Origin of the sequence: Jatrophihabitans sp. (genome assembly GCF_051960575.1) — a bacterium.
In the GTDB taxonomy this organism is placed as follows: domain Bacteria; phylum Actinomycetota; class Actinomycetes; order Mycobacteriales; family Jatrophihabitantaceae; genus JBQCEE01.
In genome coordinates, this window is the sequence record NZ_JBQCEE010000003.1 from 1 (window position 1) to 9,270 (window position 9,270).

The 9,270-nt window shown below is 73.6% G+C and carries 5 protein-coding genes; 1 reads left to right on the forward strand and 4 read right to left on the reverse strand.

The features are described from left to right. Positions 1-164 precede the first annotated feature (164 nt). Entirely contained in the window at positions 165-1,838 is a 1,674-nt protein-coding gene (locus ACTHMS_RS00120) for a serine/threonine-protein kinase (RefSeq protein ID WP_440304644.1), read from the forward strand. Positions 1,839-1,893: 55 nt separating this feature from the next. Here the strand turns inward: ACTHMS_RS00120 and ACTHMS_RS00125 are convergent, their stop codons facing one another. The 4 genes from ACTHMS_RS00125 to ACTHMS_RS00140 form a co-directional block, all read right to left on the reverse strand. Next, positions 1,894-4,293, reverse strand: a complete 2,400-nt coding sequence (locus ACTHMS_RS00125; RefSeq protein WP_440304645.1) for a transglutaminase family protein — start codon at positions 4,291-4,293, stop codon at positions 1,894-1,896. Continuing rightward, a complete protein-coding gene (locus tag ACTHMS_RS00130; RefSeq protein ID WP_440304646.1) occupies positions 4,290-5,429 on the reverse strand; it encodes a DUF58 domain-containing protein in 1,140 nt (379 codons plus the stop codon). Before ACTHMS_RS00130 ends, ACTHMS_RS00125 begins: the two co-directional genes overlap by 4 nt. 13 nt (positions 5,430-5,442) lie before the next feature. Continuing rightward, the gene (locus ACTHMS_RS00135) at positions 5,443-6,414 is read right to left on the reverse strand and encodes an AAA family ATPase (protein ID WP_440304647.1); all 972 of its coding nucleotides are present in this window, start codon (positions 6,412-6,414) and stop codon (positions 5,443-5,445) included. 76 nt (positions 6,415-6,490) lie between these two features. Then, positions 6,491-9,270: hypothetical protein (locus ACTHMS_RS00140; protein ID WP_440304648.1), on the reverse strand; the 2,780-nt coding region annotated here is incomplete at its 5' end.

Consider the following 9,270-nt stretch of genomic DNA (forward strand, 5'->3'; position numbering starts at 1 on the left):
CGGCGCGGCGAAGTGGGTCGCCCCCGCCCCGGCCAGCAGGCCGGCGAGGCGCAGCGCACGGCGGGAGTTACGGGACACGGCAGTCACCTTCTCACGCCCGGAGCCACTCTGCGCGGCGTTGCTACCCTCGAAGTTGGTTCACCGGGAGGTCGGACGTGGGGCGGTTGCGACGCGGACTCGGTCGGCCGGGGCGGGGCGCGTCCAGCGACCGCTTCCCCGGCTTCGCCGACGTCGCCGAGATCGGCGTAGGGGTGCTCGCCACCGTCTACCGCGCCCGCGAGGTGGACACCAACCGCTTCGTCGCCCTGAAGCTGCTCAACGTCCGTGATGCGTCGCCACGCGCCCTGGAATCCTTCGAGCGGGAATCGATCGCGCTCGGGGCGATCAGCTCTCATCCGAACATCGTCACGCTCTACCGGTCGTTCCGAGCGGCCGACGGACGCCCGGTGCTGGTGCTCGAGCTCTGTATGGGCTCGGTCGCCCAGCGGGTCGGCAACGGCAGCGGGATGCCCGCGCCCGACGCCGTCGCAATCGGCATCAAGATCGCCGGCGCGCTCGAGACGGCGCACCGGGCGGGCATCCTGCACCGCGACGTGAAGCCGCAGAACATCCTCATCACCGAGTTCGGCGAGCCGGCGCTGGCCGACTTCGGGGTCGCCATGCTGCAGAGCTCGACCCAGACGACCGCCGGGCTGTTCGACTTCACGACGCTGCACGCGGCGCCCGAGCTGCTCGAGGGCGGCGAGACGTCCGCCGCCACCGACGTCTACGAGCTCGCCTCGACGCTCTACCAGCTGATCGCCGGACGATCGGCCTTCCGCGCCTACGAGGGCGAGTCGCCGGCGAGCGTCATCCTGCGCATCCTGCGCGATCCCGTGCAGCCGCTGGTCGGTGCGGGCGTGCCGATGGCGCTGTCGGATCTGCTCATCCAGGCCATGAGCAAGGAGATGGACGCCCGCCCCCGCACCGCCGCCGAGTTCGCCGCCGAGCTCGCGGCCGTCGAGCAGGCGCAGGGCTGGCCGCGCACCTCGTTCCTGCTGCGCGACGCACCGCGTCCGCCGCAGGAGCCGGTCGTGCTGGTGCCGCCGCGAGCGGCCGAACCCGCCGCCGGACCCGCTGTCGAGCCCGCTGTCGAAACCTTGGTACGGCCCACCACCGTCGTTTACGAGCCCCACCAGGGGTCCGGCGAATCGGTGACCGACCGGTGGGCACCCCCGCCGACCGACTGGGTGCCGGAGGCATGGGAGCCGCCGGCCCCGCCCGCTGCACCCGAGCCGCCCGCGCCACCGGCGTCCTCCGCGCCCGAACCCAAGGTCGAACCCGCCACCGACCTGCCCGAGCTCGAGCACGACGTCGAGCTCTCCACGGATGTGGAGGAACGGTCGGTCGTCGACGACGCGCCTGCCGGGCAGGTGACCGCCCCGCCGGCTGTCTTCCCGGTCGCACCGACCCTGCCGCCCGTCGAGGCGCCGCCGCCGCCCGCCGTGCCGGTGTGGAACGCGCGCGCCACCGAGCCCGCACCGGCGCCCGCACCCGTGCCCGCCGGCGACGAGCGGCGGCTGAGCATCCGCGCCGGGCTGTCGTCGCTGACCGCCGAGCCGACGGTGCTGCGCATCCGGTCGGGATGGCGGCGCACCGACCTGCCCTGGCGCGAGATCGACGGCTTCGAGCCGCAGTTCGCCCGCAACGGGCAGTCGCCGCACGAGCGCGCGTACCTGGTGGCGCTGACCAGCAGGGGACGCGTGCCCCTGCGCGCGACGAGGCGGCCGGCCGCCGAACTGCAGCGGCTGCACGGCATCCTCGACGACTACCGCCGCCGCGGGGGCGGCCGCCGCTGAGCCTGCGCGGGACGCAGCTCGCCGGATCATGATCGGCCCGGCCCCCGGTCGCGCGTCAGTGCCGGCGCACGCCCGTGCCTGTGTTGCGGCGACGTCGCCGCCGGGTGCGCACGACGTCGGTGCGGTCCGACCACGAGGCGGGCGTGACGAGCGTGGGGTCGACGTCGAGCCGGTGGTAGCGGGTCGCGACGACGAGCCGCGTGCGCCAGCCCAGCGTGTGCTGCACCTCCGTGCGCAGCAGCCAGTGCTCGCTCCACACCGCAGCGGCGTCGGCGCTCGTGACCGCGGTCGACGGCGCGAAGATCGCGGCGTTCGCCGAGTCGCCGAGCGACGCGACGCGGGCGCCGACCCGGGCCCCGAAGCGCCGTTCCGCGGCGACGGCGATCTCGTGGTTCGTCCACGCGTCGGGTTCGTCGAGACCGGCCTCGACGAGCACGTCGATCGTCTCGTGCCACGCGCCGAGCAGCGACGCGCGCGGGTCGTCCACGCGCCGCCGCCGGGAGGCCCGCCACCGCTTGCGCAGCAGCAGCACCAGCACGAGCACCAGGGCGAGCAGTGCGATCACCAGCAGCACCACGGTGAGCACCGAGAGCGGCGCACCGCTGTGCCGCTCGGTCACCCGGCCCGGCGGGGCGACGGCGTTGCCGCTCGTGTTCGCGGTGGTGATGGTGGCGTTCGGGGCCGACGAGCTCGACGGCGACGAACTCGAGCTCGACTCGACGCCGACGCTCTGCGGCGGGCGGGTGCCCGCGACGGTGTCGGGTGCCGCGTCCAACACCGTCCAGCCGTGCCCGGCGACGGGCACCTCGACCCACGTCCACGCGTCCTGACCCCTCACCACGGTGCGGTCCGGCCCGAGCCGGAAGCCGGTGGCGATCCGCGCCGGCACCCCGACCTGCCGGGCCAGCAGGGCCATCAACGTCGCGTACTGCTCGGGCGTGCCCTCGCGGGCGGTGCCGAGGATCGACTCGAGCACGTCACGGAAGCTGGTGCCGCCCGTGCGCGCTCCCGCTGGGAGCGAGGGCGTGGCCGAGGACGCCGACCCCGACGACACCGACGGTGACCCGCTCGGCGTCGTCGCGGTGACCGGCGGGGTCAGCGAGTAGTGGTCGTGCAGGTCCGCGGCGACGGCCTGCAGGAAGGCGATCGCCCGCCCTCGGTCGGCACCCGTCTCAGTCGCGAGCGAGCCGACGATCTGCTGCAGCTCGGTGCGGATCTGCCCGGGCACGTCGCGGTCGACCGGCGGCGTCGAGGTCGCCGGCAGCACGTCCGGCCGCAGTGCGGTGAACGAACGGCTCGGCACGACCGAGTCGACGCGGTACGAGACACCGCTCGAGAGCGGCTGGGCCGGCACGATCATGCCGCTCGCGGGGTCGACGTCGACCGCGATGCCGATGACGCGGTCGGGCCGCGTGAAGAACGGCATCCACCGCGAGCCGTCGAGCCGCGGGCTGATGCCCGAGACCGACAGGCGCACCTGCGTACCGCCGCGCAGGGTGGGGTCGGTGTCGGCCGGGATCACGCCCCCGGACGGTCGGAACACTCGGTCGAACGACCAGGTGTCGCCGTCGTAGGTGTCCAGGGTCGCGATCGGCAGGTACCCGGGCGTCGCACCGCCCTGCAGGCCGACGTGGAAGAGTCGGGACGACGGGTCGCTGCGCAGGTCGGCGATGAAGGCGAGCGGTGTGACCGGCTGGTCACCATGCACCGTCGGCGAGCGCTGTGGCGTGGTGGGTGGTCCGTGGAAGGCGGACGCCTGGACGGCGACGGCTGCGGCGGCGGCCAGCACCACGGCGACGGTGACGCCGCTGACGAAGCCTCGCGCCGGCAGCCGGGCCGCGGCGTCGGCGGGCGCGGCGGCGGCGTCCTGCTCGGTCCAGGTCTGGGCGGCGCGGATCACCAGCAGCACCACGAGCAGCCCGGCGCCGACGAGGGTGTCGACACGGCGTCCGGTGGTCGCGTCGGTGACGCCGCGCACCGAGCCGGCGTAGCTGAGCCCGAAGCCGGTGAGCCAGGCGACGTAGGGCACGACGGTGCGCCAGTCGCGTCCGAGGCACTCACCTGCGATCGCGCCGCACACCCAGGTCAGGGCCACCGGCGCCACGAGCAGCGACCGGGGACTGACCAGGGGCAGCGCGTAGGTCAGCAGCTGCGACGGCCCGTGCAGCAGCCCGGACGCGAGCTCGTGCAGCCCGCTGGGATCGCGCAGTACGACGAGCAACTGGTACAGCACCAGCGCCACGAGGTCGAGGATCGTGGTGACCCACAGGCGGGTGGTGAACAGGGCCGTCACCGCCACGGGCAGCAGCACGCTGATGACCGCCGCGCCGAACAGCGGGCCGGCCATCACGTCCGCAGGGAACGTGCGCAGCCACAGGCCACCGCCGAGGGCGGTGGCGATGACCGCGAGCGGCAGCAGCGTCCACGGGATGATGCGGCGCAGGTCGGCCCTCACGGCTGGGCCGCCAGCAGGTTCCAGGCCTGCGCGGCCTCGTCGGCGTCACGCGCGCTGATGACCCGCACGCCCGGGAAGTGCGGCGGGGGAGGGGCGGTGACGTCGATCGAGACCAGCACCAGCCGGTCGAAGCGACGTCGCAGCGCGGCCATTGCCGGCAGGTCGTCGGGGTCGAGCACGCCGGTCACGACGACGAGTGACGTGCCACCCTTGCCCCGACGTTCCAACAGCAGTTGAGCCTGCAGCGAACCGTCGGGGTCGGGGCCGACGCCGGTGAGGTGGTCGATGATCGGCGTCGGCTCGCGCAGCCGGGCACCCCCCACGACCGTGCCGTCGGTGAGTCGCAGCTCGACCGGCGCCTTGTCGGCCGACGCCGACGTCACCACCGAGGCGACGACGTCGACGGCCTGCTCGAAGGACTCCTCGGTGTAGCGGTTGGGGCGCTGGTCGAAGATCACCGCGCTGTAGGGCTGCGAGGTGTCGACGTTGTGCCGCACGACCAGCCGGCCGGTTCGGGCCGACGAGCGCCAGTGCACCAGCCGCAGGTCGTCGCCCGCCACGTAGTCGCGCAGGCGGTGGAAGGTGATGTTGCCCTGCGGCGCGACGTCCGAACTCGGTCCCTCGAGATGGCGCATCTGGCCGCTCGACAGTCGCCGCAACGGCAGGATGCGCGGGTAGACCCAGATGCGTTCGACGTCGGCGAAGGTGCGCGCGGTGCGGAAGAACTCGTACGCGTCGCGCCGCGTCACCTCCAGCGGCGGCACGTCGAAGATGCCGCGGCGGCTGGTCGGCAGCCGGTAGGCCCGGCTGCCACGTTCGCCGCGGCGGAGCCGTGGGATCACCGTGCGCACGTCGCGTCCGCCGAACGGCTGGGTGGCGACCGTGGTCGCGACCGAGCGCCGCCCGCGGTTGGCGAAGGTGAGGAACGCGATCGCGGGCGAGCCCTTCGGTACCCGCGGCGGCTGGATCTCGCGGTCGATCTGCAGCGGCGACGGCCGGCTCACCACGCCGAATGCGAGCACGACGGCGGCGAGCAGCCCCAGCCCGACGAGGTCGAAGGTCAACCAGTCGAAGCTGAGGCCCAGCACCAGGGACACGATGCCGGCGACGAGGGCGGCGAGGCCGTAGAACGTCATGGCCGGGCCAGGGTCAACCCGCCGGCGCGATGCGCGGCACCGGCACGGTCTGGACGGCCCGGGCCACCAGTTCGGCGCCGGTGCGGCCCTGCAGCTCGGCGTCCGGCTGCAGGATCACGCGGTGCGCCAGCACGACCGGCGCCATCGCCTTCACGTCCTCGGGCAGCACGTAGGCACGGCCCATGGACGCGGCCATCGCGCGCGCGGCGCGCAGCAGGGCGAGCGACCCGCGCGGCGAGACGCCGAGGCGCAGCTCGGACATGCCGCGCGTCGCCGCGGCGACCCCGACGATGTACTGCTCGAGCGCCGGCGAGACCTCGACCTGCTTGACGATGTCGATCATGCCCTGGACGTCGCGGGCCGAGAGCACCGGCGCGAGGTGGGTGACCGTCGCGCCCATCTTCTCGGTGCGCAGGATCGCCGTCTCGGCCTCGGCCGACGGGTACCCGACGCTGAGCTTCATGAGGAACCGGTCGAGCTGGGCCTCGGGCAGCAGGTAGGTGCCCTCCATGTCGATCGGGTTCTGCGTCGCGACCACCATGAACGGACGCGGCATCTCGTAGGCCCGCCCGTCGGCGGTGAGCACGCCCTCCTCCATGACCTCGAGCAGCGCCGACTGGGTCTTCGGCGAGGCCCGGTTGATCTCGTCCGCGAGCACGATGTTGGCGAAGACCGGGCCCGGGCGGAACTCGAACTCGTGGGTGTCCTGGTTGTAGATCGACACACCGGTGACGTCGGACGGCAGCAGGTCGGGCGTGAACTGCACCCGGTGCCACGACACCGACAGCGACGAGGCCATCGCGCGCGCCAGCGAGGTCTTGCCCGTGCCGGGCACGTCCTCGAGCAGCAGGTGGCCCTCGGCGAGCAGGCAGACGACGGCGTTGCGGATGACGTCGGGCTTGCCCTGGATGACCTGGCCGATGTTGGCGCAGAGGCGCTCGACATCGTGCGCGAGCCGGCCGAGGGCGTCGGTCACGGTGGTCATCGGGCGCTCTCTCCGTCGGCGGGCGGGATCGGGGTTCGTCGGGTCGGTCCGGAGCCGACAGTCTGCCGTACGCGGGTCACTGTGGCACCGGCCCGGTGATGTCGACGTCGACCGAGTCGGTGTGGCCGTTCGGCCGCTGGAAGGTGATGTGCACGCTCCAGCCGTCCGACGGCGCCGTCTGGCAGGTGAGGTTGATGCGGATGTCCGGTGACTCGGCCGAGGGGGACGTGTTCTGCGGGCCGTCGCCGCAGTCGGCGGTGTCGGGCTGCGGCGTCTGCACCGAGTATGTCCAGCCCGAGCAGCCGGCGACGTCGGCGTCCGCACCGGTGAACTGCAGGTGCGCGACGGGCGCCGCCGCGGTGCCGTCCCACGTTGCGGTGAACGGGGGATTGCCGTTCGCGATGTTGCACGGTCGGTACGTCGGGGGCGTGCCGACGAGCGTCTCGGTGTAGGTGTGTGTGTTCGACGTGCCGGTGTCGGCGTAGCTGAGCTGCACCTTCCAGCCAGGAGTCTGGCCCTGCGTGTCGATGCAGCTCTGCTGCGTCTGCACCGTGATGCCGTCGTGCGTGGGCTGGCGGGTGCCGCTGCCGCACGTCGTCCCGTCGGGCGCGAGCAGCGTCTCCTGCCAGTCCTGGGTCAACGCGGCGACCTCGTCGTCGCGGTGGCTGCCGGTGTACTGCACCTGGACGTCGGAGGTGGACGTCCACGTGACCGCGAAATCGCTGCCCTGCGCGTCCAGCGTCTCCGGCTGGCCGAGCGCGATGTCCTGGTCGGGCAGGGTGGTGGGGATGCCGCCGAACAGCTTCGGGTTCGGGGTGCCGGGTGACTCGACCAGCCCGAGGTGCACGGTGCAGGCGCCGTTGTACTGCAGCAGCGACACCGACGACGTCAGCTGCGCCGACGCGGGGTCGAGGCCCGACCCGCTGATCGGCTGCGCGCGGTTGCCGCACTGCAGGCGGCTGTCACCGGTGAGGTCGAAGGTCTCGCCGTGCGCGTCGCTCGACGCGAGCCCGCTGAAGGTGATCGTGAGCTGGCAGCTCAGCCGCACCAGCCCGTTGTCGGGCGGGCAGCTGGCGTGGAACGCGAGCGCCGCCGGCCACGAGGCGCTGGTGCTCACCGGCTGGGTCGCGAGCTGCACCGCGGCCTCGGGGTGTCCGGGCGGCACCAGGAACGCCGTCGCGGTGTAGGCCGCACCCGGTCGGATGCCGTCGAAGGTCGCCGACAGGATCGCCGACGAGCCGTCGTAGACCACCGGCCCGCGCGTGACGACGCCGTCGGGACCGGTGAGCTGGAAGCGGACGCCGCCACCGAGTCCACCGACCGCGGCCTGCGGCGTGCTGCCGAGGTTCACCGTCAGCTTCGCGCTCACCGTGCCGCCGAGCGTCGCCGACGGCGGCTGCGCGGCACTGAACGTGACCCCGGCCGGGTTCGGCGGCGCCCAGCTCTGCGCGCAGCCGGACAGGCCGGACGGGGTGCCCACGGTGCCGTCGGCGCCGTGGCCGAGCACGCGGAACTGCAGCGACCGGCCGAGCAGCGCCCCGCCGCCGGCATAGGTGGCGCTGAAGCTGCTCAGCGTCGGGTCTCCGATCACGGTGATGGTCGCGGGCGGCGCCGACAGTCCTTTGCCGTCGCAGTACGCCGGCACGATGTCCCAGCTGGACGCGGGCACGCAGCCCTGCGCGACGGTGCCGCAGCTCTTCCAGCTCACCGTCCAGGCACCGCTCGCGGTCGGCTGCGCCGTCACGCCGGTGGGCGCCGCCGGGCCCTCGGGGCCGGTGGTGACGAGGATCGGCTGGGTGCTGGTGCCACGGGTGTTGAGGACGGCGGTCAGCGTGACGCTGTACTGGGTGTTGGGGAACAGCCCGCCGATGGTGACGCCGGTCTGACCCTGCACCGTGACGGTGCCCTGCTGCGGCTTGGGGGCGCCGGGGCTGACCAGCTCCACCGAGACCACGTAGGTCGACGGCACGCAGTCCTGCGCGTCCAGCTTCGGGTAGTGCCACTCGAGGTGCAGCGACCGCGAGCCGGCGTCCTCGAGGGTGAAGGCCGGCTGGTGCGGGGTCTGGGTGGTGTCCTTGCACGCCAGGGCGTTGTCGATCGGCTGCACCGGCACCGGCGCGGGCGGTGGCGCCGAGGGTTGCGGGACGGGCGTGGGCGCCGACTGCCCCGGCTTGGGTGCGGGCGCAGCCGCGTGGGCGCGGGCGATGGCCTCGGCGCCGCCGCTGGCGTTCACGTCCACCGCGGCGTTCTTGTCGATCAGCTGCGGGGCGTCGCCTCGACGGTCGGTGAAGAGCGTGATCGCGTAGATGTGGTTCGGCGAGTCGACGATGACGCGCGGGCCGCGTCCGAGCAGGTAGGCGTCGCTGAAGTCGGGCGTCTCGATGCCCTGCACGACCTGGTAGGTCACGACGGGGGTGGCGGTGCCGTCGTCGGCCAGCTTCAGCACCTGGCCGTTCGACCGGTCGATCGTGTAGGCGCGGTGCTCGCTCTCGACCGGCACGGCGAGGTTGGCCGTCGCGGGCACGCCGCGCAGGGCGGTCGGCCGGACCGCGGTGCGTGCGTCCGGTGCGGTGGTGAGCAGTGACCACCCGGCGCTGCCGTGGACGAGGAACTGGACGCGGTCGGTGGTGCCGGTGATCGGCAGCAGCCGGTCGAGGCCGGCCGTGGCGGGGACGGCGATCGTCGTGCGGCGGCCGTCGGGGCGGATGAGGTCGATGCCACGGGCGGACGCGATGGCGATTGTGTCGCCGGCGGCCCCGGTCATCACCCCGAGGGCGACCGGGCCGGCGTACGGCTCGGACGACGTCGCGTCCAGCTTCGCCCCGAGCCCGCTGTCGCTCGGCAGGTGCAGGTGCT

Bases quoted from the DNA above. Each gene is read 5' to 3' on its own strand.
- ACTHMS_RS00135 (WP_440304647.1), bottom strand. From the start codon at position 6,414: ATGACCACCGTGACCGACGCCCTCGGCCGGCTCGCGCACGATGTCGAG.
- ACTHMS_RS00130 (WP_440304646.1), bottom strand. From the start codon at position 5,429: ATGACGTTCTACGGCCTCGCCGCCCTCGTCGCCGGCATCGTGTCCCTG.